We start from the raw sequence: 25,316 nt of genomic DNA on the forward strand, positions 1-25,316 counted from the left end.
CTGAAACCTAAGCTCTCACCATTTAATCTTCAGACTTTTTCTTTCTCTTCTCTAAGCCAATCAGTCCCAAACCTGATACTCCCGCAAGTAAGCTTGCAGCTATGTATGAGGTTTCTTCTGTACCAGTCTTAGGAAGAGCTTTTGCACTCTCGCTCTTGGAAAGAGACGGTGGTGCAGGTGTAATCGTACGCTCTGGCTGAACAGGAGCTTCTGTCACAGTCGGAACGTAGACTGCTGAAATCATCTGACCATTGCGGTCTTTACGAACAACAGTAACACCATCCGCTTGACCGACAAAGCCAGCTTCCGGCACAAAGGTCACAGTGCCATCTGGTGCAATCGTGTAAGTACCTTGACCTGGAACAGCCTTTTCTGTGCTGCCATCTGAGAAAGTTGGTGGAACAGTTGTATCCACATCCCCTTCAAAGAGAGGCTTTCCAGTCTGAGGCTGGCCTTTAAGCCCCGTACTTCCACTGTCTATAGTATCAGTGCTTCCCAATACAGTCGGAGTATAGGTCGCTGTTACGGCATTGCCATAAATATCTGAACGCTTCACGACAACTCCGCGAGCAGTTCCGACAAAGTCGGCTTCTGGCACAAAGGTCACAGCTCCCAGAACGGTGAATCTGTAAGTTCCTTCGCCTGGGACAACCATTTCGGTGCTGCCATCCGCAAAGGTCGGAGCTACTGCCTGGTCAATCGCCCCTTCAAAGATTGGCGTGCCTGTTTGAGCTTGGCCCTTGCGACCGCTAGATACACTGTCCTTGCTAGTTGATGGTTCAACTACGGTCGGAATATAGCGAGCTGTAACTGAAGTGCCATTCTTATCACGACGGACAAGAGTCACACCACTTCCCTGACCAAGGAAATCAGCATCTGGAGTGAAGGTCACTGTACCGTCTGGTGCGATGGTATATGTTCCCTGACCCGAAATAGTCTTTTCCTTGCTTCCGTCTTCGAAGGTTGGCTCGACTGACTCATCAATTGGCACCAATGGATCACCTGCTTCAAATACAGGGGTGCCAGTTTGAACATGGCCTTTGATATTCGTAGAGGTCGCATCTTTACCAGTTGGGACTACTGCTTTCACTATTGCTTGATATTTGACAATAACATGAGTTCCGTTAGCGTCTAAACGAATTAATCCCTGTTCTGATGTTTCGCCCTTGAATTGTTTTATTGGGGTGAAGGTCACCTTGTTATCCGCATCCACTTCGAACTTACCAACATTTGGTACTTCTTTAATATTCTTTCCGTTACCAAAGAGTGGAGTCGAACCAGCTGGGAATGGAACTAATTTATGTCCTGGCGTGAAAGTCACTTGACCTTTTTGAACCTGACCTTGCAGACCTTCTGTCTTAGTGCCAGTACCTGTCGGAGTTACCTTGACAAACTCTGGACTGTAAGTCGCAGTCACTGGCGTACCGTTCTTATCCACACGTTTCACAGTGATTGGATCTGGTTTGCCTACAAATTGCTTCTCTGGCGTGAAAGTCACTGCTCCATCCGGAGTGATGATGTAAGTTCCTTGACCTGGAATGGTCTTCTCCTTGCTTCCATCTGCAAAGGTTGGCTCAACAGTCTCATCAATCGGAACTAGTGGGTCCGCACCTTTGAAAGTTGGAGTCCCTGTTTGCGGAAGACCTTGTGGGCCAGTGCTCATCACGGTGGTGCCTGTTGGAGTTACCTCTTTCACCACCGCTTGGTACTTGACTGTAACAGGGGTGCCATTGACATCAGTGCGAGTCAATTCGAGTTCTGGTGTTTCACCTTTGAATTGTTTGTCTGGAGTGAAGGTCACCTTGCCGTCCGCATCCACTTCAAACTTACCAACATTCGGTACTTCTTTGACAGAAGAACCATTGTCGAATAATGGAGTCGAACCAGTTGGGAATGGAACAGAGTCGTGGCCTGGGATGAAGCTTACTTTGCCTTCTTGAACTTGACCTTGAAGTCCTTCTGTCTTGACACCAGTACCAGTTGGAGTTACCTTGGTGAATTCTGGTATATAAGTTGCTGTCACTGGCGTACCATTCTTGTCCACACGTTTCACGGTGATTGGGTCAGGTTTGCCTACGAATTGCTTCTCTGGAGTAAAGGTCACTGAGCCATCTGGAGTAATGGTGTAAGTTCCCTGACCTGGAATAGTCTTTTCCTTGCTGCCATCGTCGAAGCTTGGCTCGACTGAGTCATCAATTGGAACCAGTGGATCACCACCTGTGAAGGTTGGAGTACCCGTTTGAGGCAAGCCTTGAGGACCTGTGCTGGTCGCGGCGGCGCCTGTCGGAGTCACTTTCTCAACAGTAGGCGTGTACTTAGCCGTCACAGGAGTGCCATTCTTGTCCACTCGCTTAACAACAACTGGATCTGGTGTGCCTACAAATTGCTTGTCTGGCGTGAAAGTAATAGAACCGTCTGGTGCCACTTCAAAAATACCGACATTTGGAACTTCCTTGCGTTTGCTTCCATCATCAAAAGTAGCTGGAGCATCATTATCCATTGGTACATCTGGATTGCCACTGACAAAGTTTGGCTTACCTGTCTGTGGACGTCCTTGTTTACCAGTGCTGGTCGCATTGGTAGCTGTAGGAATCACTTCTTTCACTACCGCTTGGTACTTGACGGTAACAGCGGTGCCATTGGCATCCGTACGAGTCAATTCGAGTTCTGGTGTTTCACCCTTGAACTGTTTATCTGGGGTAAAGGTTACCTTGCCATTTGCATCCACTTCGAACTTACCGACATTCGGTACTTCTTTGACAGAAGAACCATTGTCAAATAATGGAGTTGAGCCCGCTGGGAATGGAACTGAATCATGACCAGGTGTAAAGGTCACTTTGCCTTCTTGGACTTGGCCTTGCAGACCTTCTGTCTTAGTGCCAGTACCTGTCGGAGTAACCTTGGTAAACTCTGGACTGTAGGTTGCCGTTACTGGAGTGCCATTCTTATCGACGCGTTTAACAGTGATTGGATCAGGTTTGCCTACAAACTGCTTGTCTGGAGTAAAGGTCACTGAGCCATCTGGAGCAATCGTGTAAGTTCCCTGACCTGGGATGGTCTTTTTCTTGCTACCATCGTCGAAGCTTGGCTCGACTGAGTCATCAATTGGAACCAAAGGATCACCACCTGTGAAGGTTGGAGTACCAGTTTGTGGTTGGCCTTGTGGGCCAGTGCTAGTTGCAGTAGTTCCTACTGGGGTCACTTTCTCAACAGTAGGTGTGTACTTAGCCGTCACTGGCGTACCATTCTTATCTACTCGCTTAACAACAACTGGATCTGGTGTGCCTACAAATTGCTTGTCAGGTGTAAAAGTGACAGAACCATCTGGTGCCACTTCAAAAGTACCGACATTTGGAACTTCCTTGCGTTTGCTTCCATCATCGAAAGTAGCTGGAGTATCATTATCCAGTGGTACATGCGGGTCGCCACCGACAAAGTTTGGTTTACCCGTTTGTGGACGGCCTTGTGGACCAGTACTGGTTGAGGTGGTAGCTGTTGGTGTTACCCCTTTCACTACTGCTTGGTACTTAACTGTAACAGGGGTACCATTGATATCAGTGCGAGTCAATTCAAGTTCTGGCGTTTCGCCCTTGAATTGTTTGTCTGGAGTAAAGGTTACCTTGCCATCTGCATCCACTTCGAACTTACCGACATTCGGCACTTCTTTAACTGTTGAATTGTTATCAAACAGCGGAGTCGAACCAGCTGGGAACGGAACAGAATCATGACCTGGAGTAAAGGTCACCTTGCCTTCCTGGACTTGACCTTGCAAGCCTTCTGTCTTGTCTCCAGTACCTGTTGGAGTTACCTTGGTGAACTCTGGATTGTAGGTCGCAGTCACTTCCGTTCCGTTCTTATCCACACGTTTCACAGTGATTGGATCTGGTTTACCAACAAACTGCTTGTCTGGCGTGAAGGTCACTGAGCCATCTGGAGTAATAGTGTAAGTTCCCTGACCTGGAATGGTCTTCTTCTTGCTTCCATCTGCGAAGGTAGGCTCTACTGTTTCATTGATTGGAACAAGTGGATCACCACCTTGGAAAGTTGGGGTGCCAGTTTGAGGAAGGCCTTGTGGACCGGTGCTGGTTGCATTAGTACCAGTTGGAGTTACCTTAGTGAACTCTGGACTGTAGGTCGCTGTTACTGGTGTGCCGTTCTTGTCCACTCGCTTCACTGTGATTGGGTCCGGTTTACCTACAAACTGCTTGTCTGGCGTGAAGGTCACTACGCCATCTGGAGTGATGGTGTACGTTCCTTGACCTGGAATAGTCTTTTCCTTGCTACCATCGTCGAAAGTTGGCTCGACTGTTTCATCGATTGGAACTAGTGGATCCGCAGCTTTGAAAGTTGGGGTTCCTGTTTGCGGGATACCCTGTGGACCGGTGCTCGTAACGGTGGTACCTGTCGGAGTTACTTCTTTCACTACCGCTTGGTACTTAACTGTAACAGGGGTGCCGTTGGCATCCACACGAATAATTCCTAATTCTGGTGTCTCACCCTTGAACTGTTTGTCTGGAGTGAAGGTCACAATGCCATCTGCATCCACCTCGAACTTACCGATATTTGGTACTTCTTTAATATTTTTTCCGTTACCAAAGAGCGGAGTCGAACCTGCTGGGAAAGGAACTAATTCATGGCCTGGCGTGAAGATGACATGACCTTTTTGAACCTGACCTTGAAGACCCTCTGTCTTGTCACCAGTACCTGTCGGGGTAACAGCAATCACAGTCGCTTGGTAATTGGCTTTTGCTGCTGTACCGTTGACATCTGTACGGCTGAGTTCAACTTCTGGTGTCTTACCGACAAACGATTTGACTGGTGTGAAGGTAACATTCCCCTCTGTATCAACCTCGAACTTACCAACTTTGGTAAGTTCTTTGACATTCGTGCCGGTGTCAAAGACAGGTGTACTGTTTTCTGGGAATCCGACTTGCGGACTTCCGGCTTCAAAAGTAACCTTGCCTTTTTGAGCTTTGCCTTGAAGACCCTCTGTCTGAGCACCTGTGGCCCTTGGAGTCACTTTTTCAACCGTTGGCGTGTAATTGGCTGTCACAGGAGTGCCATTTTTGTCCACTCGCTTAACAACAACTGGATCTGGCGTGCCAACATATTGCTTATCTGGGGTAAAGGTAACAGAACCATCTGGTGCCACTTCAAAGATACCAACATTTGGAACAACCTTGCGCTTGCTTCCATCATCGAAAACAGCCGGAGTATCATTATCCAGTGGAACTCCCGGAGTGCCGCTCACGAAGTTTGGCTTGCCCGTTTGTGGACGGCCTTGCTCACCAGTGCTGGTAATATTTGTTCCCGTTGGAACCACTTCTTTCACCACAGCTTGATATTTGACTGTTACTGGTGTGCCATTCACATCTGCTCGAATCAATGTTAGCTCAGGAGTGATCCCCTTAAACTGCTTGTTTGGCGTGAAAGTCACCTTACCATTAGCATCCACTTCAAATTTACCGACATTTGGCAATTCTTTAACAGTCAAACCGTTATCGAAGAGTGGAGTTGTTTCAGCTGGGAACGGCACAGAATCATGACCTGGTGTGAAAGTAACATGGCCTTCTTGAACCTGACCTTGGAATCCTTCAGTCTTATCACCAGTTCCTGTTGGAGTTACCTTGGTGAATTCTGGACTGTAAGTCGCAGTTACTGGAGTGCCATTCTTATCTACACGTTTCACCGTCACTGGTTCTGGGCTACCAACATATTGTTTTTCTGGTGTGAAGGTCACCGCGCCATCTGGTGCGATGGTGTAAATCCCCTGGCCTGGAATAGCCTTTTCCTTGCTGCCATCTTTGAAAGTTGGCTCGACTGCTTCATCAATCGGAACTAGCGGATCACCACCTTGGAAAGTTGGGGTACCTGTTTGCGAGATACCCTGTAGACCGGTGCTAGTCACATTAGTTCCTGTTGGTGTCACCTTGGTGAACTCTGGACTGTATGTCGCAGTCACTGGTGTACCGTTCTTATCTACTCGTTTCACTGTCACTGGCTCTGGTGTGCCTACAAACTGCTTCTCCGGCGTGAAGGTCACTGCGCCATCTGGAGCAATGGTGTAAGTTCCCTGACCTGGAATAATCTTTTCCTTGCTGCCATCGTCGAAGCTTGGCTCGACTGCTTCATCAATCGGAACCAGTGGATCGCCGCCCGCAAAGGTCGGAGTGCCCGTTTGCGGAAGACCTTGAGGACCGGTGCTAGTCACGTTAGTTCCTGTTGGAGTTACTGATGTAACTGTCGCGATATAAGTGACTTTTGCTGCAATGCCATTTGCATCTTTGCGAGAAATGCTAATTTCTGGCGTTTCACCTATAAAGTTCTTGTCTGGCGTGAAGGTGACATTGCCCTCATCATCTACTTCGAACTTACCAACTTTGGCAATTTCTTTGACATTCGTACCCGAGTCAAAGACTGGTGTGCTATTGGCTGGGAATCCTACTTTTGGATCGCCAGCTTTAAAAGTTACACGGCCTTTTTGAACTTGGCCTTGCGGACCTTCTGTCTGATCTCCAGTTCCCGTCGGAGTCACAGCGGTCACAGTCGCCCGATATTTGGCCTTAGCTACTGTGCCATTGACATCTGCACGGCTGAGTTCAACTTCTGGTGTCTTACCGACAAACGTTTTGACTGGAGTAAAGGTTACATTCCCCTCTCCGTCCACTTCGAACTTACCGACTTTGGCAATTTCTTTCATATTCGTGCCAGTATCAAAGACTGGTGTGCTGTTTTCTGGGAAACCAACCTGAGGACTTCCTGGTTCAAAAGTAACCTTGCCTTTTTGAACTTGACCTTGAGGGCCTTTTGTCTGAGCGCCAGTTGCTCTTGGGGTCACTTTCTCAACAGTAGGCGTATACTTAGCCATCACTGGCGTACCATTCTTATCTACTCTCTTAACAACAACAGGATCTGGTGTCCCAACATATTGCTTGTCCGGTGTGAAAGTGACAGATCCATCTGGTGCCACTTCAAAGATTCCGACATTTGGAACCACCTTGCGCTTGCTTCCATCTTCGAAAGTCGCTGGAGTATCATTATCCAATGGTACATCTGGGTTGCCACTGACAAAGTTTGGCTTACCTGTCTGTGGACGGCCTTGCTTACCAGTGCTGGTAATGTTTGTCCCTGTTGGAGTTACAGCAGTGACTGTCGCCTTGTAGATAGCTGTAGCTGTGCTGCCATTCGTATCTGTACGAGTAATCCTGATGTCCGGCGTAAGGCCTTTAAATTGTTTCTCTGGAGTAAAGGTTACATTTCCATTCACATCCACTTCAAACTTACCAACAGTAGGCACTTCTTTGACAGTCGAACCATTGTCGAAGAGCGGAGTTGAATCAGCTGGAAAGGGCACAGTTTGTTTTTGACCGTTGACTTGCGCAGAACCTTCTGTGAAGCTGACTTTGCCTCGCTGAACTTGGCCTTGTATGCCACTGGTTTCAGCATTTGTCGCACTTGGTGCTGCTGCTTTTACATCAACCTGATAGGTAGCTGTTACTTCTGTTCCATTGACATCTACTCGCTTGATAGTCTCTGCTGATGGACGTCCAGTATAGGTCGGCAGTGGAGTAAAGGTAACTAGACCTTGATTATCCACCTTATAGGTACCAAGACCCGCAACTGTTTTAGTTTGGCTGTCATTATCAAAGGTTGGCAACTTCTTGCTATCAATAGGTACACGATTATTGCCCGGATTGAAGGTCAGCTGCCCTGTCTGAACAGCACCTTGAATACCCTCGCTGTTAGCACCTTGAGCCGTTGGTCGAACAGGTGTCACCTTTGGCTGATAAACAGCTTGATGCGGAATGCCTTTGCCATCAATCATCTTAACGGAAACTGGATCCACTGTACCAACAAAGTTTTTGTTTGGTTTGAAAGTAATCTTACCTGTTGAAGGCTCGACTTCAAAACGACCAATTTCCTGACCATTTGATAAAGCTGGAACTCTAGTATCATCTGTAGTGGTTCCATCTGCTTTCACAAATTTTACAGGATTTGCTGCAGTCGGACTTGCCGGGGTTTTGCCAGCATCACCATCATTAAAGATAGGCGTCTTTTCTTGCGTTAGTCCTTGAGCATCCCTTGTTTCATACTTAGGAACATTCAGCACGGTTGGCACATAGCGTCCATCCATAGTGTTGAGCTGGTCATTGATGGCTGCTTCAGCCTGATTTTTGGCAATCCAATCTGTACTTTCGCCGTTAGTATCAAAACGACGGATGTTAATTCCCTGAGCTGTGCCGATAAAGCCAGCCTTAGGCTCGTAGACAACATCCACATCAGCACCGTTTGCTGTTACTTTATAACGGCCTTCAGCAGTGTTATACCAGCCTGCTGCATCAGCAGTCAGTTCATTTCCTCTCGCATCTAATACAATCGGAGCTTTAGTAGTATCAATTGCTACTTTCTGATTTTCAGTATTTTGAGCAATCCCCTGAGGAGTGAAATGAAGAGTGGCTGTCTGTCTCTGATCACGGATTCCAGTACTTTCCTTCTTCTCGCCTTTTGGTGGATAGGTCAGTTCAACTTCTAGGTCTTCCACCTCACCACTAAATGCAGTTCCGGTTGGCTTTTCAATATCTCCCTTGTTCAAGGCGATACGAATCCGCATTCCAAGCTTGCTAAGTTCAGGATTGGTCATGGCTGGATTCTTCTTAAAGTTGACAGTATAATCTCCCGCAGTTGTTACTTCGGTAAATTCACTGGCTTCGTCTTCGTCAAAGACACCATTATTATTGAAGTCAATCCAGGCGCGAACATAGGCTTTTTCGTATCCGTTAGCTGAAGCATGGATGCGGAGAGAATAATCTCCGTCGTGCAGACGGTTTACTGGAAAAAGACCATTGGTTTTCCCGACTAAATCATCAGACAAGAGCTGATTAATACCTTCATCGGCTAAATCATTCTGATCGTCATGCTTCCAGTTGTTTCCAGATGTGATATCAATATCAGCCTCCACTCGGCCCAAGAATGGCTGTGGATTTTGACCGCCAGTTTCTGCATTGTATCTTGAAATAGCATGGATAGCTTTTCCATAGGAATCCGGTGCATCCCCTTCATCAATTGCCATAAAACCAATCATCGCAGCCTGCTGACCAGAAGAAGCTATGTAAATACCAACCTCTGAAGCACCACGAGTCATCACAAGTGGAATCGTATTATTTCTAGAAATGTTAGGTCCAAATACTTGACTTCCCAGTCCGCCAGTCTTTTGGTCAGGACTGACATAGGCCTGCCAATGAACACCAGTACCATCATCTCCAATAAATTGGCCTTCTGTAGTAGGCTTCATTGGCTTATAGGTTTCTGTAATCTCAGTAGTCACACCACTTGCGTCTGTAACTGTTCGCTTCCACTCGGCCAAATGTTCCCAACCCTTACCATTGGTTGTAAAGATAGCATACTCACCAGGGTTTGCCTCTTCTCCATCAGCCATGACAACTGTTGCTTTAACTGGCTTCCCACGGTATCTAGCTTCAACTTTGAACTTCACACCATAGTTGGCTTCATCTTTAGGAACCTGCAGTTGGGTCTTACGACCTTTAGTATCAATTCCTTCTGACTTGATAGCAGACCATTGATTTTGAGCAGCACCAGTAATTTTAGGACGGTAATCATCACCATACCAATACTGATAAGCATAATTATTACTATTGTTATATTGAAGCCAAGTATTTTTTGCATTGGGATCATAACTGCTTTCGTACTCAGTTCCCTTTACTCGATCACGATAGATCTCTGTCGCATAGAAAGGTTTCAATTCCGTCACAGTCAGTTTGACCACATAGCCTGGAGAAATCTCTTTTTCATAAACCGTTCCAACTTTAAAGGAGCCATCTCTATCTAGATTTCTCAGTGATTTTGTATCACCAAAATCTAGCCAGTTTACTTGCTTCATCAACTCATCAGAGCGTTTTCTTACAGATTCTTCCAGTGTTGGTTTAGAAACTGTAGGATTAGCTGTTGCATCTTGTATAGCAGAACTAGCTTGGCCAGCAGGACTGGTAGTACGGAATGATGTTCCTCTCTCCATCGGCTGGCCATTACGTTCAGACCTAGGCATAGCTGCAGAACTTGGTTTTGGCGTATATTGCACTGAGTAAGAGCGCGTCCGACTAGTTTCAGCTGGTCTAGCTTCATTAGAGGTCTCAGCTGTCTGATTAGCTTCTTGTGACTTTTCAGGTGTCGCTTGCTCTGGAGCTGCAGCTGGACTTACCAGCTGATTTTGATCAGCACTTGCTTCTGAGTTAGCTGTTTCAGAAACAGCAGATGTTGCTGTATTCTCAAGAACAGGCTGACTTACTGGCTGACTGACAGCAGACTCCGTCGGTTTTTCTGGCAGTGAGATATTATCATCTACAGATCCGTTGGCAGTTTCATCTGCATTTACTGTAGCCGCAGTACCTAAAAGGAAAACGGTAGATAATAATACCGAGCAAACTCCGACATTTAATTTTCGAATTGAAAACTTGTTTAAATGGGGATTAAATAATTCTTTTCCCATAGAATCTCCTATATTAATATTTAATAGCAACTGGTATTATACAACATTTATATTTAGTTAGCCATGGATATGACTGTAGTTGAGGGCTATTGTGTCCAAAAATGGACACATAAAAAAAAGGCTCCATTTTTTAGTAAAAAAGAAGATCCGCAAACGAATCTTCTCACTTTTAACCTTCTGATAAAACCTTATCTAATTTTTCCTGCAGGGCTGCTAATTCCCAACCTTCGATTTCTTTTAGCTTATGATTGGTCACTGCCAGCCCCTCATATTTGAGTCCGCAGTTCCGGCAAAAGCGGTTCATGACGTAGTCCAGCATTTCAATTTCTTTGCTAGGCTGAGAACCTTGCAAGAGCAAGAATACCTTTTTGCCCTTAAGTGCTTCCTGCGGCTCATGCACATCAGCCACTCGGTCCAACAGAGTTTTTAGCAAGCCTGAAAAAGACCACCAATAAATAGGACTGGTAAACACCAAAACATCGGATTGGCTCAGCTGCTCATAGACTTGAAAGAACTGATCGTTTTCTGCCGACTGGCCATATTGCTCAATATGGTAGTCTACTAATTGAAGAGCCTCATAATCTCTATCTCGCAGAAAAAAGTGCCCCAGCTTAAAACTATTGCCATTCCTATTTGGGCTGGCGTTTACCAAATAAATCATAGCTTCACTTCTCCTCTATTCTTTTTCCAATTATATCAAAAAAAGAGGCAGCAAACAATGCTAGCCCCTGCTATTTATTCCGACTTTTCCATATCTTCTTTCATCTCATCCATATTAAACTTAGCAAAGAGATACTTGCGATCCTGAACTGGAAAACGCTGATCCAGCTGGTCTACAGCTCCCAACTCGACGACACCTTCTTTGATAACAAAATCCATAACATGTCCGCCAAAAGTCAGATCATCCGATACAAAATGCAGATGATAGCCTGCCAAACTGACTCCGTGGAAAATCTCTGGCGTCCAGATACCAACGATGGTGCCTTCGACATTTTCCTTACGATACTCAGGCTGATTAACCGCTACTTCTGCAAACTTCCGCTCCGTCGTAGACTTGGGAATCATCCGAACATGCATGCGGGCGAAATCACCATGAATCTTGATAGAGCGGAAAAGATTTTCCCCATCATAATAAGACTCAATCCGCTTTTCCAGCTCCTTGTCATTCATCTCAAAGCGCTGACGGAAAATGACCTCCGCCTGGTGAGGAACCACTGCCGCATAAGGTACTGTCATATCCGGTGACACCTCAACCACTTCTGGCACTTCTCCAGAGCCCTTTGCCTGATAAGCCTTACCATCGAGAATAATGAGCTCACCATCAATAGAGTCTAGTGTCCCCAAGCCCAAATCTCCATACTGCAGCAGCTCTCCAACAGTCATACTGCCGTCGTAAAGACCAGCCATCAAGGCTCCCAAAGTATTATATTGAAATAATTTGATTGGTTCTGCCATTCTTTTTCCTTAATCTTTCTCTTCCTAAAAATATTATTGCCCATCAAGCTAAGCTTTATTCTTCCTTATTACATGTGCTTACTAAATTTCTACCGCCAATCATTATACCATAAATCGCGGGAAAGGGCTGAGCGAGTGCTCTTATAAGCTTTCATAAAGCTCCTGCATACTAGCATCATCAGGTACCAATCTCAGGTAAGAAGCAGCAGCCTTTTTAGCTTCTTCAAATCGACCTAGTTCACGCAAAAGATAGACATACTGCTCTAGAAACTCTGGATTATCTTGCAATTCACGAGCTAGTTGATTGTAGAGTTCCTCTGCTTTTCCCAGATTTTCCAAGACCTGATAAGCGCGCGCCAGATTCCAGCGGGTCAAGGCGTTATCGACTTCTTGCTCTGCAAATTTTAAAATATCCTCATAGCGCTCCTGCTCCAAATAAAGAGTCGTCAGTCGCAAGGCAATCTCTTCCAAATCATCCGCATCTTCCTGAGCCTGCAAGAGATAATGTTCAGCCGCTTCCTCATCATGAAGTTCATAAGAAAGCTGTGAGGCTAAAAGCAAGAGCCGAGTCTCAAATGGATTCTTAGCCAAGCCCTGCTGGGCAAGAGTCAGGGCTTCAGCTGTTCGATGCTCCGCATGAAGAGATAGGGCATAGCCATATTCGTAGCCTTCAAAATCCGGCGACAGAGTATCCAGTTGCTTGAAATAAAGATTGGCCTTCTGGTATTCTTCCTGATCCGCTAATATAGTTGCCAGCTCATAAACCGCAGCATCGTCATACTCCAGCTCAACAGCTTTCTCCAAAAACTCAATAGCCGCTGCAAATTTTCCAAGACTGGCATAGCAGACTCCAATCCGCTGATAGGTTGAGACGCCTGTCTGCTCAAAGATTGAGCGATTATCTAGCTGGGCGTATTCCTTAATCGCCTGAGAAAAATCCCCCAGCTCCAAATCTATCTCAGCCAGACTAAAGGTTACCAAAGCCTCATCAGTCAGCTCTGCTGCCTGAGCTAATTTTTCACGAGCCACATCAGGAAGTCCTTCTAGTTGATAGAGGTCAGCCTTAGCCAAGAGAGCAGCAACATACCAGTCACTGCCTGGCTGAATCTCCTCCAGATAGGCAAAAGCCTGCTCCAAGTCCCCATCGTCACTGGCAATAGCTGCCAGACTGACATAAGAAGCTGGATAGTCAGGAGCCAACTTTTCAAAAATACGCTTGGCCTGAGGGAAAAAGCCGATACTCTCTAAGTAATCGGCCAAATCCAATAATTCTTCTTCGCTGTCTGTAGTCAGGGCTTGCTCGAAATAGCGGTCAGCCAGAGCTAGGTCCTGCTCCTGTATAGCTGCCAACATTTGCTCACTCTTGCTCACTGATTTCTCCTTCTTGTTCAAAATCGGCTTCATAGAGGCCACTTACTTTCTGATACCACTTAAAGATGGCCGCAATGGCAACCTTGGCCGAAGCGTAGGCAGGAATTCCCAGGAAAACGCCCCAAATGCCAAACATAGTACCGGAAGTTAATAATACGAATAAAATCGTAATTGGATGAATGCTGAGCTGACTGCCCAAGACCAGAGGAGAAACAAAACGCCCCTCGATAGTCTGCTCAATGATGAAAACGACAATGACTTTAGCCAGCATCACTGGACCGCCAGCAATCAAACCGATTGCCAGAGCCGGAAGCATAGCCAAAAAGCTGCCCAGATAAGGCACCAGATTGAGAACGCCCGCAATGACTCCAAGAGTGACACCATAGCGCAGGCCAATAATCTTGAAGAAAACAATAAACATCAGAGCTACAATGATAGCAACCGTCACCTGACCTCGCACATAGTTGGCCAGCTGGCTGTTGATATCCGTCATCACTTGACCAAAAGATTCTCGGAATTTAGTCGGCAGAAACTGAGTCACATAGCCTTTCAGATTTTTCCCGTCTCTCAGCAGGTAAAAAAGGATAAACGGCATGATGATAATAGCCACGACAATCTGCGAAGTTGTACTGATTAAGTTCCCCGCCCAATTGACTGCCCTAGATGAAAAATTGCTGGCCCAATCAGTAATCTGGCTAGATAGATTGCTAGTGTATTCTTCAATCTGCGGCTTGAAATCTGCCGAAATATGCTTGGTCACAACATCGTCGATGAACTTGTCAGCCTGCTTCAGATAAGCCGGAACATTTCTGACAAAGGCCATGACCTGATGCTGCAAGCTAGGAATAGCAACAGCCAAGCCCCAGATAATCAAAAAAGCAATGAGAACAAAGACGATGGTAATAGCAACCAGTCGATTAATCTTGTGCTTTTCCATCCAGTCGACGATGGGATTTAACAGATAATAAAGCAGACCAGCTAAAATAACCGGCAGCATGATTACTCCCAAAAATTCAATGACTGGACTAAAAATAAAACTGATTTTACTAAGTATAAAAATATTCAGTCCCATCAAAAGGGTTACTAGAAATACTGTAATGGCCTTGTTATCCAAAAACCATTTAAAAAACCAAGATAGGCTAAAATCTTTTTCTTTGTGCTCCATATTCTCCTCCTTTAACTCGTCATTTCATTGTAACATTTTTCGGAGAAAAATTCTCAGCTCAGCTATAGGGAAAAACAAAAAAAGAGAGGAGACAGAAGACTTGTATTTTTCACAAAATACAGCTTCTGACTTCTCTCTTCGGCTCCTGCAGGGCCAGCTAGAATGCAAGGCTATTTTTCGACAGCTGGCAGAGAAATGCTAAAGCGCATCTTCCGCCCATCAAGGGCTTCAAACTGATATCGCAGACCATGCTTGTCCAAAATCTGCTGAACGATAAAGAGTCCCAGACCTGTCCCGCCATCCTTGCGATTGCGACTGTAGTCTGGCCGGTAGAAAGGCTGAAAAATCTGCAGGATTTGGTCTTTGTTTAAGACTCGTTCTGCTTCATTTTCGATGACTAGCTTACGCTCTTCCAGCCTGAGAAGAATCTCCCCGCCTTCCACTGTATAATGAAAGGCATTGTCCAGAAGATTCTTGATAGCTTTGAGCAGATAAGTTCGGTTACCCTTGACCTTCGCTTCTGTCAGCTCAACCTGAAAATGGTAGTGTCTGACATCTGCTAAAACTCGATAGGTACTCAGATTTTCCTCTAAGACCTGCTTGAGTGAAAAGACTTCCTGTTCAGTTTCAGTCTTCATCTCCAGTTTAGAAATGGCTAAGATAGACTGGACTAACTCCGACTGCTCCTCTAGGATTTCTCGGCACTTCTGCAAGTACTTGTCGCGATCCTTGAACTCTCCAACACCATAAATCATGCCATCGACCATTCCCATCATGCTGGTAATGGGTGTCTTGAGCTCATGCGATGTCATTCGCAAAAACTCAGCCTTTTCCCGCTCGCTTTCTGCTACCTTTTCATTTTCTAGGCGCAGAGCCTCAATACTGGTCAGTAGATTAGCATAGAGATGATTGATATCTTGGGCCAGTTCAGCAATCTCATCACGCCCCTTGACCTGACAGGTCACATCTGGAGCCAGACTCGTCATTTGACGGGTGCTCTTAGAGATGGCTTTGATCCGCTGACTAGAAGTCCGGCTATAGAGATAGGCAGCCAGACCACCCAGACTCAGAGATACAAGCAAGACAAATGGATAGAGATTGAGCAAAATCCGACTAGCATCAGAAACCGGCTGTAAGGAATATTCCCCTCTCAGGACAACTTCTTTACCATCTGAAGTTCGAAAGCTTTCTGATAAACTCTTGCTCTCATAGTCGCTGTTGGCAATCGTTGGCACGATGGTCAGCTGCAGAGAACTTTCATCGCCAGCTTCGAGTGAAGGATAGAGAATAGTATTGTCTTTGGCCAGCAAGGTAAACCAAATTAGATTGCTCTTTTTACTATAATCACTCAACAGCTCGCCGATTTGCTGACTAGACTTTCCCTTGACTTGCTTGGAAACTTGGTCAAATTCCCGCTGAGCTTCTCCGCTCTTAACCTGCTGATAGTACACCGGCATGGCAAAGTAAAGACTGGCCAGAACGATAGTCACCACAACGAAAATGATGGACGAGGTCAAGAGAAAGTTCTTTTTGACAATTTTCACTTGTCTTCTCCTCCAAGCTGGTAGCCCATACCTGTAATGGTTTTCAGCGGCACACCCGGAATCTTTTTGCGGATATTCTTGATATGATTATCCAGTACCCGGCTATCCAGCTCACTGTAACCCCAAATGGTATTCATCAGCTGATCACGGGTCACCAAGTGGCCCTTCCTCTTAGCCAGAGTCTGCAAGATTTCATATTCTTTCTTGGTCAGAGGCATTTTCTCACCTTGCCAGTAAACCGTGCAGTCATCAATAGAAACCGTCAGGTCGCCAACAGCAATCTCTGAAGCAACAGTATTTCTGCGCAGAATATTCTCAATCCGTTTGACCAAGATTAGCGGTGAAAAAGGCTTGGTTACATAATCACTGATGAGGTGATTAAAGCTGACCAGCTGGGTATACTCGTCATCCAGAGCTGTCAAAATCATGACCGGAATCTGAGAAGTCTTGCGGATTTCCTTCAGTACTTCCAGACCGCTCTTGGTCGGTAGCATCATGTCTAAGATGACCAGATCGAAGGGCTCTTCTTCAAAAGCCTGCAAAGCATCGCCTCCGTCAAAGACTGGCCTCACCTCATACTGACTTTCCTTTAAAAACTCGCAAATCACTTGATTAATCGTCGTATCATCTTCCACCACTAGAATCTTGTGCATACTTAGATTTTTCTCCTTTACCTATTCAAATCGCAGGGCCTCGATTGGATCCAGCTTAGATGCTTTTACAGCTGGCAGGAGCCCAAATACTACTCCTATTATACAACAAAAGATCAAACTTACAAAGACAGAAAAGAGGGATAGAATATACGGATATGCTAGAGACTGGGTGATGGCAAAGCCAGAGGCGATACCAGCCACCACGCCAATAATTCCTCCCATCAGAGTCAGGATAACTGCCTCAATCAGGAACTGCTTGAGAATGATCTTCCGTCTAGCTCCCAGAGCCTTTTTAATCCCGATTTCACGAGTCCGCTCTGTCACTGAAACCAGCATGATATTCATAACACCGATACCTCCGACTAAGAGAGAGATGCTGGCAATACCTGCTAGCAAGACGAAGTTAGACTTGTTGAGATTATCCAGCTGTCGTTCAAATTCCTGCAAATTGAGCACACCAAACATATAGTCTGACGGCGGCATTTGCTGATTGAGATAATCACTGACCTTCTTGGCCACCTTCTTTAAATCATCGGCCTTGTGGGTTTGGACAGTTACTTCAGGACTGACATTAATGGTATCAAAAATCCGATGCCACTGCTGCAAGGGAATATAGGCCACCTTTTCCGCACCAGCTGTTAAGCCACTCTGCTCAGTTGATTCAAATACGCCAATAACCTTAAAAGGATTTCCTAGGACTTCAACATATTTGCCAATACCATCACCCTTTGGAAAAAGACTATCATAAAGCGACTTTTCCAGATAGGTCACCTGCTCTTGATTTTTAAAGGCTTCTGAGTCAAATCCTTCACCTTCCAGCAGACGTTGCTGCTTGATGTCAGCGGCTGTCTGCGAAACAGCCTGAATCTTCCCAGATGACTTTTGGCTCAGGTAGTAAATCTTCTCATCTGTACCATAGGTCAGCAGAGCATTCTTGACCCCAGAGATTTCCTTAATCTTGCTCAACACATCCTCTCCCATAAATGGGATATAAGAAGGCTTCTGAGCTTGAGATTTCTCTGGAATGGTCGGATCGATGGCGCTTTTCTTATCATAGACGACCTTAATTGTGTTATTGTTGCCGCCAATGAGCTGACGCTTGGTATTTTCCGTATTCCCCTCAATGATGGAAAAGATAGCGATGATAGCGCCTATCCCGATGATAATCCCCAACATGGTCAGCATAGAGCGCATTTTATGCGACAAGATTGAATTCAGAGCTACAAAAATATCTTCCATACAGCTTCCTTTCTATCCTATCGCTTTGCTCTCTATATTACCGTCCCGCAGGATAACCGTCTGCTTGCAGAGTTGAGCTACTTCCGGCTCATGGGTAATGATGACAATGGTCTTGCCCTCATCATTAAACTGCTTGAAAAGATCCATAATCTGCACACTGGTCTTGGTATCCAGTGCACCCGTTGGTTCGTCGCCAAGGATGAAGCTGGGATTGGTTACCAAGGCTCGTGCAATGGCTACCCGCTGCTTTTGACCACCAGACAGCTCCATAGGCTTGAAATCACTTCTTTCTTCCAGCCCGACCAATCGCAACATTTCTAGAGCCCGCTCCCGTCTCTCTTTTTTAGGAATTTTCATGTAAGTCAGAGGCAGTTCCACATTTTGGCAGGCCGTTAGCTTGGGCATAAGATTAAAATTTTGAAAAACAAAGCCAATCTTCTGATTGCGCAAATCGGACAGCTGATTGTCAGACAGCTCAGACACATCGGTCCCTTCGATATGATAAGTCCCTGAACTTGCCTTATCCAGACAGCCGATGATGTTCATCAAAGTGGATTTGCCAGATCCAGATGGTCCCATGATAGCTAGAAAATCCCCCTCTTTCACATGCAGATCAATTCCTTTTAAAATTGGAAATTCCTGACTGCCCTGCTGATAAGATTTGTGGATATCCTTAAGCTTTAACATGCTGTCCTACCTCCATCCCTTCTTCCATACCTGCTCTTGGGGTCGAAATGGTATCTTGCATAGTCAAACCTTCTGTAATCTCCACCAAACGGTCAGAAACTTTTTTGGTCTTGACTTCCTGCATTTTCAGAGTCTTGCCTTCTACCTTCCAGACATAGGTCTTGCCATTTTTATTGAAAGTATAAGCCTTATTGACGACTACCTTTCCAGCCTCGGGAGCATTCTCCACGATGTTGACATAGGAATGGGAGCCCACCAGTGGCATTTCACCACCCTGATCCAGCTCAACTGTATAAGGATACTTACCTTGGTTGGGATTTTCCTGTTGCTTATTCCCACCATTATTATTGGAAGTATTTTCTGCTGTCAGACTGCCGACCTGAGTTACCGTACCACTCCAGCGTTTCTTAGGATCCTTGCGATCCACCACTTCCACTTTCTGGCCAACACTCAGCTTCTCACGGTCAAATTCACTGACAGTCCCTTTGACCAGAGTTTTAGACTTGTCCATAATCTCAATAAAGTTTTCTTCTTCCTTTTTGGCCTTGGACTGATTGGGCAAATCTTCATTCATAGAGGTAATTGTTCCTGCTGTATCTGCAGTCACAGTATCATACTTCATTCGGTCTGATTCTGTCTGGGCTGTCACCTGAGCCTTTTCAGCCTCAATCTGAGCTGTTGTTACTTCATTATCCGCCGTCTTGGCATCGCTCAGCGCCTGAGCCAGCTCGTCTTCAGCAGACTTAATCTGCTCCAGCAATGACTCATCCTGACTGGAATTGTATTTGTCCTTGAGAGCATTGAGGCTGGCCAGCTTGCGGTTATAAGTTTCCCATTTAATCGCAGCGCTGTTTTGAGCGGCTGTGATGCCATTAGCCTTGGACTGGGCATCATATTGAGCCGACTGGGCTGTCAATTGCTGCTCTGTCGCATAGGAAAAGAGCGGCTGTCCTTGCGTAACGGTATCACCATTTTTGACAAATACTTCCTTGACTTCCCCTTTAGAAGGGTCAATCTTGACCTTACTGCTATTGTTGGCAACTACTTCCCCAGATAAAACCAGGCTTGTTTTTTTACTGTTGTTGACAGCTTCTTGGACTGTCAGCGAATCAATCGTCTTATCTACCATTTTCATGGCCTGTTGTTGATTGATCTGTCTAAAATACAGATAGCCTCCCAGTCCAGCACAAGCAAGAATGACCGTGCTGCCCAATAGAATGGTCTTACGATTCATTTTTTTTCTTCGAAACATATTGCCTCCAACCTACATGATTTAATCTTTATTCAGCTTCTGAGCTAGATCCTGATCCATCTTCTGGAATTTCCTCACCATCTGCTGGAATTTGGATAACGTTCCCATCAGGCATTGTGTATTCTGTCACTTCTTTGCCATCTACTGTCTTGGTCTTCTTATCAACAGCATCCTTCTGGAAGTCCACTTGTTTCCCGTCCTTAATTTCTGAGTTATCAGCTTCTTTATTTCCGCATGCGGCTAAAAAGAATCCTGACATTCCAATAAGAGCAACGAGCATAGCAATTTTTTTAACGTTCATTTGATTTCTCCTTTGTTTATCAAGCAGGAAGTTTGTTTCTTCCTGACAGTAATTGTTTTTTTGAACAATTCTATTCTAACAAAGCCATCTATCCCCTTCCTACCCGCTATCTGTTTTTTATCTGTTTTTTTAAAACCAATACTATTCTTTTGAAAATCAGGCAAATCCTCCGCTCTCAGGCCTATCATCTGCTTTTATGATATAATAGTAGCAAGTAATCTAAATATACACGAGGTAATGGAATGACACAAACAGTTTACTTTGGAACCTATACTCGCAGAGATTCCAAGGGAATTTACAAGGCAGATTTTAATTCTAACAAAGGAACTTTAGAAAACTTGACCTTGGTTGCTGAAGAGCCCAGTCCAACCTACCTAGCCTTTGATAAGGCTGGACATCTCTATTCTGTTGGAGCAAAGAACGGACAGGGAGGTATTGCAGCCTTTGACAAGGCTGGTCAGCTCCTCAACCATGTCGTTGAAGAAGGGGCTCCGATCTGCTATGTGGCAGTTGACGAAGAGCGTGACTTGGTTTACGGTGCCAATTATCATAAAGGGCAAGTTCTAGTCTACAAACGACTGGCTGATGGCAGACTGGAACTGGCTGACTCAGCTAGCCATCAAGGTCAAGGACCACACGCTAATCAGGCCTCTGCCCATGTCCACTATGCTGACCTTACACCAGATCAATACCTGATCACCTGCGACTTGGGAACCGATGAAGTAACCACTTATGATGTTGCTGAAGACGGAAAAATTACTCCTCTGGTTACCTACAAGTGTGCCGCTGGAGCTGGTGCCCGCCATATCGTTTTCCACCATCATTATAAAATCGCATATTTGATTTGTGAGCTTAATTCTACTATTGAAGTCCTAATTTACGATGGAGTCGGCCATTTTGAACACCTGCAAACTGTCTCCACCTTACCAGAGGACTTTGAAAGAGCCAATGGAACAGCTGCTATCCGCCTGTCTGCTGATGGCAAGTTTCTCTACGGTTCCAACCGTGGTCATGACTCTCTTGCCGTTTACAAAATCTTAGCTGACGGCAGTTTGGAGCTGATTCAGATTGCAGCAACCAATGGCAAAAATCCACGTGACTTTAACATCACACCAGACCAAAACTATATCATTGCGGTCCATCAAGACTCAGACAATGCAACCATCTTCAAACGCGATGCGGAAAGTGGAAAATTGACAGAAATCTCCCATGATTTCTACGTTCCCGAAGCTGTTTGTGTGACCTTTAAATAAGCAGAATTCTTGTCTTTCTATTAGAAATTTGATTAAATAGTATAAAAATTATTAAGGAGCAACTACCATGAATCCAGTAGATTTATTTAATAAAGTAAAAGAAATGATTGAAAAGAAAGACTTTGATGGCGCTAAAAAGTTTATCGAAGAAAACAAAGATAATCTTGGTGAATACCTTGATCAAGCTAAAAAATTAGTAGCTGGAAATGAAATGGCCAGCGGTGCTATTGATAAAATTAAAGGTTTGTTCGACAACTAAGAAAACAAAAACGCTTGAAAAATCAAGCGTTTTTTGTGTATCATTTTTTATACAATCAATGGTAAGAAAACTTGTGCTAAGCCTAGAAAAGCTAGGTAACCCAATACATCTGTTGCTGTGGTAATGAAAATGGTTGAGGCTAGAGCTGGATCCTGATGCAGTGTCTTGATAATCAGTGGTACAAAGTAACCAAATAGAGAACCACATGCTAGATTAATCATCATAGCCAATACCACAATAACAGACAGATAGAAATTTTGATAGAAGACAAACATAACAATCGCTGCAATCAAGCCAGTAAAGAAACCATTAACCAAAGCTAGCACGATTTCTTTGAATACTAGATTCCGATCTTCTTTCAGATCTAGTTTCCCCAAGGCAATCCCCTGGATAACCAAAGCAAGTGTCTGAGAGGCAGAATTTCCGCCCATTCCTGTGATAATAGGACTAATCGCTGCCAATGCTACAACTTTTGAAATCGTATCATCAAAAAGTGCTACTGTCGCAGAAGCTAGAAAGGCTGTCACTAGGTTAATCATCAACCAAGGTAAGCGTTTCTTGAGTGATTCTTTGAAAGGTCCTCCAATTTCTTCACTTTCTTGGACACCACCCATCCGCAAGATATCTTCTTGATACTCTTCTTGCAAAACATCGACGATATCGTCAATAGTGATGATTCCTAACAATACCTGCCGATGATTGACGACCGGTACGACAGATAAATTATATTTGGCAGAAAGCTGTGCCACTTCCTCTTGGTCAACCTCTGGCGTTACACTCACTATCTGAGTATTCATAAATTCACTGAGTTTCATCTCCGCATCATGAATAAACAAATCACGAATATCAATCCAGCCAACTAGCGAATGATGCACATTTCTAATAAATAAGGTATCAATAACTTCCGTATTGGGCGAAATCTCCCTCAATTTATTGAGAGTTGCTGAGACGGTCAGATTTTCATTTAAGGTGATGAATTCTGTCGTCATCAGACCACCAGCTGTCTGAGGATCGTAAGCCAACATAGCTTTCAAATTCTCTTGACTGGTATTTTTCATCATACTTAAGTATTGCTTACGCAAGTCCACACTCAAGTAACCCAAAATATCTACCACATCATCATCTGGCATAAGATGAAAAAGAGTGCTGGTACGTTTAAAAGAAATCGATTGGATAATCTGTCGTTGCAACTCCGGCTCGGCTTCTTTTAAAATCTCTACCAATTGATCATCACTAGCCATTTCCGTAAAGGTTTTGAGGAGATTCCCTTCCTCATCCTCCAAGGCCTCCAAAGAAAGAGCAATATCAATGGGATAGTAATCGTCAAATATCTGATTGAAAACTTCCCTATCCTGTGATAGTAAGACCTGATTTAATAATTCTTCCATTGTACTCCTCCTTCCACTTTGCTAGTATACCATAAAAGACTGATTTTGATACAAGAAAGCTATAAAATCTTCAGTAAATCACTCACTTTTTCAACCATGTAGTCACAAGGAAACGCAGGAATCTCTTGATTATATTTTCCGAAAGAAAAACTGTCATCTTGTCCTCACATTTTTCAAGGGAAAGAGCATGACCAGCCCTACACACTACTTCTAGTCAATTTTCTAGGAAAAGATGATAAATCTCCCTCTCATCAATTAGGGTGGTTCCTAAATCAAAAAATATCCATTTTTATATCTTTACTCATCAAAAAAGCTAGGACTAAGTCCTAGCTCCTCTTATATGCTGTTAGATTATTTTTTCAAGTTATACCAATATCAAGCCGTTCAATAAAATACACTAAATTATTAACCCACTTTTTACTTTTTCCATTCTAAAATGTAAAGTACAAACAAGTACAGTGTACTAAAGGAGTAGTTAAAAAGGTATTAAATTTATGAGTTCAGCAGGCAAGAAAAAAGGCATCTTGAAGAGTGTCTTTTAATTATTAAAAATATTAAGAGGCAATTCATCAAACCCCCAATATTCAACTAGATTGTTCTCTCTTAATGTTTCAGCGAAATTTACAACTGGCAAAACATAGGCTGGAAAACTATTGACCTGAGCAGTTAAAGTTGACACAAAAGATCTTAAATAAGGATAAAGTATAGCGATTGCATTTGTACTCAATATATCTTTTAAATTATCTACACTTTTAAAATCGCTAAAATTTAACGAATAAATACCTCTGATATCAACTTCCAATTGGAAGGGAACATGTTTAACTTCAGTTGAATCTATTTCAGACTTACAATTTCCTATTTGGGTTTTAATTATTACATATGACCGTGCATTCTCATAGCTAATTCCAATCTCAGCTGAAAAACTTACCTCAGTATGTAATTTGCCCGAATCATCAGCTCCCTCAAACATAGTGTTTGTTAGAAAGCTTACATTATCAATTGCATAATCTTCAAATGAAATAATTGCCATTATGCAGCTTCAACTCCTTTTCCAATTTGAAATATTGAATCACTGTAAACATTATTAGAGTAGTTCATTTTTTTATTTATTTCGTAAAACTCATCACCAATTGCTACCTTGCAATAGCTTGCAGGATTATTCTGAGCCAATTTAAAATCATAAATTTCTTTTTTAATGACAAGCTTGACTAATTCATCCAACGCATCTTTTGGTAACCATGAATCAATATCAAGAATTGATCCATCCAATATAATTTCATTATAGGCCATATCACTCACACTCCTCGACTTTTTCCCAATTGATTAAGGATAAATTTCTGAGACAAATTTCCCTACCATTTGGCAAATTAGATATTGTTCTTACACCCCCAACATTGTACACAGGTGTATATGTATCACAAATTACACAATCTATACTGTCACAGAATCTAAACTTAATCAGAAATTCAAGAAAAATTCCATCTAAATTCGCTCTCTTTTTTCTAGGATTATTTTTAATTGCAGAAGACAACTGAGTATAGATTCTATCATATAATTGATTCTTCAATTCATTTAGCATCTTTATAGTTGAAGCATTATTTAAATTTAATACAGTTAAATTTTGATCATCAAAAACAAACTTTAAAATCTTTATTTTATTTTCTTCGTGCTTATATGTTTTAGAGTAATTCTTTGCAGATTGTTTTCCAGAAAACCCCTTACTTTCTTCGTCAATAAATAAATACAACCCTTGTCCCAAATCATTTGGGAGATTCTGTCCAAGCACTATCCCTGCATCATTGGTTATAACAAAAGGAATAACATCTATTGAACAAGTACTTAGTATATTTTGTGCAGCAGTAGGGGTTGTTCCATGATATCCCTCCAAAATTCCCTCCAAAATTCAGTACTCTTATTTCCTCTAATGATTATATTGTACCATAAAATGAAAAAGAAGTAGTTCAAAAAAGCATTTTTTTGTACTTTTTATCAAATTCACTACGTTTTTTCCTACTTTTTGAGGATTTTTAGATGTTTTTCTTTCCTCTACATTACCTTACATACTAATTTGGAAAAATCATAAAAGCACCTAGTTCCCTAGATGCTAGCACAATAGCCTGGATTCGAACCGGAATCTCCTCAATCAAGGTACAAGCACTATATACTACTCATTGTACTTTAGTTCATTATATCATACAATCAGTTACATACCTAGCAATTCATGATATACTTCCATATTTAGTGA

At 43.7% G+C, this 25,316-nt stretch carries 17 protein-coding genes; 2 read left to right on the forward strand and 15 right to left on the reverse strand.

The window, feature by feature from the left end; translation table 11 throughout:
- Nucleotides 1-22: 22 nt before the first annotated feature.
- The 11 genes from MK370_RS03170 to MK370_RS03220 all read right to left on the reverse strand — a co-directional run bounded on the left by MK370_RS03170 (nucleotide 23) and on the right by MK370_RS03220 (nucleotide 20,171).
- Nucleotides 23-10,504: a CshA/CshB family fibrillar adhesin-related protein gene (locus MK370_RS03170; protein WP_268684120.1), complete on the reverse strand. Its 10,482-nt coding sequence runs from the start codon at nucleotides 10,502-10,504 to the stop codon at nucleotides 23-25.
- Between the two features lie 169 nt (nucleotides 10,505-10,673).
- The gene (locus tag MK370_RS03175) at nucleotides 10,674-11,165 is read right to left on the reverse strand and encodes a flavodoxin family protein (protein WP_268684121.1); all 492 of its coding nucleotides are present in this window, start codon (nucleotides 11,163-11,165) and stop codon (nucleotides 10,674-10,676) included.
- Between the two features lie 74 nt (nucleotides 11,166-11,239).
- On the reverse strand, nucleotides 11,240-11,959 hold the full coding sequence (gene budA / locus MK370_RS03180; RefSeq protein ID WP_268684122.1) for an acetolactate decarboxylase: 720 nt from the start codon (nucleotides 11,957-11,959) through the stop codon (nucleotides 11,240-11,242).
- A gap of 141 nt (nucleotides 11,960-12,100) precedes the next feature.
- Nucleotides 12,101-13,330 (reverse strand): tetratricopeptide repeat protein, encoded by a 1,230-nt coding sequence (locus MK370_RS03185; protein ID WP_326845077.1) that lies wholly within the window; start codon nucleotides 13,328-13,330, stop codon nucleotides 12,101-12,103.
- On the reverse strand, nucleotides 13,317-14,495 hold the full coding sequence (locus tag MK370_RS03190) for an AI-2E family transporter (protein WP_268684124.1): 1,179 nt from the start codon (nucleotides 14,493-14,495) through the stop codon (nucleotides 13,317-13,319). The genes MK370_RS03185 and MK370_RS03190 overlap by 14 nt, the downstream gene beginning before the upstream one ends.
- A 170-nt stretch (nucleotides 14,496-14,665) precedes the next feature.
- Nucleotides 14,666-16,039, reverse strand: a complete 1,374-nt coding sequence (locus MK370_RS03195; RefSeq protein WP_268684125.1) for a sensor histidine kinase — start codon at nucleotides 16,037-16,039, stop codon at nucleotides 14,666-14,668.
- A complete protein-coding gene (locus MK370_RS03200; protein ID WP_002897805.1) occupies nucleotides 16,036-16,692 on the reverse strand; it encodes a response regulator transcription factor in 657 nt (218 codons plus the stop codon). Before MK370_RS03200 ends, MK370_RS03195 begins: the two co-directional genes overlap by 4 nt.
- Before the next feature lie 21 nt (nucleotides 16,693-16,713).
- Nucleotides 16,714-17,931, reverse strand: a complete 1,218-nt coding sequence (locus MK370_RS03205; protein WP_002906830.1) for an ABC transporter permease — start codon at nucleotides 17,929-17,931, stop codon at nucleotides 16,714-16,716.
- 12 nt (nucleotides 17,932-17,943) lie between these two features.
- Nucleotides 17,944-18,618, reverse strand: a complete 675-nt coding sequence (locus MK370_RS03210; RefSeq protein ID WP_002895848.1) for an ABC transporter ATP-binding protein — start codon at nucleotides 18,616-18,618, stop codon at nucleotides 17,944-17,946.
- Nucleotides 18,605-19,870: an efflux RND transporter periplasmic adaptor subunit gene (locus MK370_RS03215; protein WP_268684126.1), complete on the reverse strand. Its 1,266-nt coding sequence runs from the start codon at nucleotides 19,868-19,870 to the stop codon at nucleotides 18,605-18,607. Before MK370_RS03215 ends, MK370_RS03210 begins: the two co-directional genes overlap by 14 nt.
- Before the next feature lie 28 nt (nucleotides 19,871-19,898).
- Nucleotides 19,899-20,171, reverse strand: a complete 273-nt coding sequence (locus tag MK370_RS03220) for a hypothetical protein (protein WP_002895853.1) — start codon at nucleotides 20,169-20,171, stop codon at nucleotides 19,899-19,901.
- A gap of 242 nt (nucleotides 20,172-20,413) precedes the next feature.
- Between MK370_RS03220 and MK370_RS03225 the strand changes: the two genes are divergently transcribed.
- Nucleotides 20,414-21,424 (forward strand): lactonase family protein, encoded by a 1,011-nt coding sequence (locus MK370_RS03225; protein ID WP_268684127.1) that lies wholly within the window; start codon nucleotides 20,414-20,416, stop codon nucleotides 21,422-21,424.
- A gap of 67 nt (nucleotides 21,425-21,491) precedes the next feature.
- On the forward strand, nucleotides 21,492-21,683 hold the full coding sequence (locus MK370_RS03230; RefSeq protein WP_268684128.1) for a hypothetical protein: 192 nt from the start codon (nucleotides 21,492-21,494) through the stop codon (nucleotides 21,681-21,683).
- 47 nt (nucleotides 21,684-21,730) lie between these two features.
- On the opposite strand, the gene mgtE is transcribed toward MK370_RS03230, so the two are convergent.
- From mgtE to MK370_RS03250, 4 genes are all read right to left on the reverse strand, one after another.
- Nucleotides 21,731-23,071, reverse strand: coding sequence for a magnesium transporter (mgtE, locus tag MK370_RS03235; RefSeq protein ID WP_268684129.1), 1,341 nt, complete (start codon nucleotides 23,069-23,071; stop codon nucleotides 21,731-21,733).
- A gap of 538 nt (nucleotides 23,072-23,609) precedes the next feature.
- The gene (locus MK370_RS03240) at nucleotides 23,610-24,101 is read right to left on the reverse strand and encodes a protein-export chaperone SecB (RefSeq protein ID WP_002930066.1); all 492 of its coding nucleotides are present in this window, start codon (nucleotides 24,099-24,101) and stop codon (nucleotides 23,610-23,612) included.
- Complete coding sequence (locus MK370_RS03245; RefSeq protein WP_002930064.1) at nucleotides 24,101-24,361, reverse strand: hypothetical protein; 261 nt, start codon at nucleotides 24,359-24,361, stop codon at nucleotides 24,101-24,103. The genes MK370_RS03240 and MK370_RS03245 overlap by 1 nt, the downstream gene beginning before the upstream one ends.
- Before the next feature lies 1 nt (nucleotide 24,362).
- Nucleotides 24,363-24,959, reverse strand: coding sequence for a hypothetical protein (locus MK370_RS03250; RefSeq protein WP_268684130.1), 597 nt, complete (start codon nucleotides 24,957-24,959; stop codon nucleotides 24,363-24,365).
- Nucleotides 24,960-25,316 lie beyond the last annotated feature (357 nt).

The organism is Streptococcus sanguinis, assembly GCF_026781265.1.
Lineage (GTDB): Bacteria > Bacillota > Bacilli > Lactobacillales > Streptococcaceae > Streptococcus > Streptococcus sanguinis_T.

What these genes read in the sequence shown, in the direction of transcription:
- MK370_RS03170 (WP_268684120.1), bottom strand. Translation starts at nt 10,504, where the DNA reads ATGGGAAAAGAATTATTTAATCCCCATTTAAACAAGTTTTCAATTCGA.
- MK370_RS03175 (WP_268684121.1), bottom strand. Translation starts at nt 11,165, where the DNA reads ATGATTTATTTGGTAAACGCCAGCCCAAATAGGAATGGCAATAGTTTT.
- budA (WP_268684122.1), bottom strand. Translation starts at nt 11,959, where the DNA reads ATGGCAGAACCAATCAAATTATTTCAATATAATACTTTGGGAGCCTTG.
- MK370_RS03190 (WP_268684124.1), bottom strand. Translation starts at nt 14,495, where the DNA reads ATGGAGCACAAAGAAAAAGATTTTAGCCTATCTTGGTTTTTTAAATGG.
- MK370_RS03200 (WP_002897805.1), bottom strand. Translation starts at nt 16,692, where the DNA reads ATGCACAAGATTCTAGTGGTGGAAGATGATACGACGATTAATCAAGTG.
- MK370_RS03205 (WP_002906830.1), bottom strand. Translation starts at nt 17,931, where the DNA reads ATGGAAGATATTTTTGTAGCTCTGAATTCAATCTTGTCGCATAAAATG.
- MK370_RS03210 (WP_002895848.1), bottom strand. Translation starts at nt 18,618, where the DNA reads ATGTTAAAGCTTAAGGATATCCACAAATCTTATCAGCAGGGCAGTCAG.
- MK370_RS03215 (WP_268684126.1), bottom strand. Translation starts at nt 19,870, where the DNA reads ATGTTTCGAAGAAAAAAAATGAATCGTAAGACCATTCTATTGGGCAGC.
- MK370_RS03220 (WP_002895853.1), bottom strand. Translation starts at nt 20,171, where the DNA reads ATGAACGTTAAAAAAATTGCTATGCTCGTTGCTCTTATTGGAATGTCA.
- MK370_RS03225 (WP_268684127.1), top strand. Translation starts at nt 20,414, where the DNA reads ATGACACAAACAGTTTACTTTGGAACCTATACTCGCAGAGATTCCAAG.
- MK370_RS03230 (WP_268684128.1), top strand. Translation starts at nt 21,492, where the DNA reads ATGAATCCAGTAGATTTATTTAATAAAGTAAAAGAAATGATTGAAAAG.
- mgtE (WP_268684129.1), bottom strand. Translation starts at nt 23,071, where the DNA reads ATGGAAGAATTATTAAATCAGGTCTTACTATCACAGGATAGGGAAGTT.
- MK370_RS03240 (WP_002930066.1), bottom strand. Translation starts at nt 24,101, where the DNA reads ATGGCAATTATTTCATTTGAAGATTATGCAATTGATAATGTAAGCTTT.
- MK370_RS03245 (WP_002930064.1), bottom strand. Translation starts at nt 24,361, where the DNA reads ATGGCCTATAATGAAATTATATTGGATGGATCAATTCTTGATATTGAT.